The sequence below is a fragment of the Corallococcus carmarthensis genome (genome assembly GCF_003611695.1).
Lineage (GTDB): Bacteria > Myxococcota > Myxococcia > Myxococcales > Myxococcaceae > Corallococcus > Corallococcus carmarthensis.
In genome coordinates this window covers 1-748 of record NZ_RAWE01000476.1, presented here as the reverse complement: position 1 = coordinate 748, position 748 = coordinate 1, and the positions used below count along the sequence as shown (strand labels likewise).

1 tRNA gene and 1 pseudogene are annotated in these 748 nt (G+C 66.0%); both read right to left on the bottom strand.

Annotation, left to right across the window (positions count from 1 at the left end):
* Window positions 1-368, bottom strand: a pseudogene (locus D7X32_RS46410) (translocation protein TolB); the annotation flags it as partial.
* 198 nt (window positions 369-566) lie between these two features.
* Window positions 567-643, bottom strand: a tRNA-Pro gene (locus D7X32_RS44555).
* Window positions 644-748 lie beyond the last annotated feature (105 nt).

Sequence of the window (748 nt, the reverse complement as noted above, 5' to 3'; positions counted from 1 at the left end):
GCCCGGTTGCGCCGGGTGTTGGCCAGGATGCGGTAGGCGCCCACCACCGCCCCGCTCCCGTCGAAGCGCACCGCGCTGGCGCCGCCTTCGGCCCCCAGTTCCCCGTTGGACACGTACACCCAGTCGCCCGTGGCCAGCGAGAAGCAGTTCCCACCGTTCGGAGCACCGTGCCAGGTGTAGCCGGTGTTGCCCACCGCCTGTCCCGAGCGGGCGATGATCCGCGAGGTGAAGCCCGCCGGCAGCCTCACTCCGTTGGCATCCGGCCAACCAGAGATGGCCCCATACGGGCTGGGCCCCGGCTGTGCCGGCGCCGCGTGGGATTCATTCAAGAGTCCGGGCCCTAGCGCCAGAGCCCCTCCTCCCAGCATGGACAGACGAAGCAGCTCACGTCGGTTCAGACTCATTCACGCTCCTCCGGCAAGACCTGAAAGAATTGTACTCCAAGTCCGTGTCAGACGTGAATGACCAGCACTCACCGCATAAGTCCGCGGGATTTGGGGGACGCGGCTGGAGCCCCAAATGAAAACGGGCTGGAAGCCTTTCGGCCTCCAGCCCGCTTCATCGTTTGGTCGGGGAGACAGGATTTGAACCTGCGACCCCTTGGTCCCGAACCAAGTGCTCTACCAGGCTGAGCCACTCCCCGATATCCGGTGCTGCGCCAGGAACTGCCCTCGGGCCCGGCGAAGCGTGGGCGGATCTATCCGAGCCGCTTCCTTGAGTCAACGGACTCTTTCGCCTCCCCCTTCCC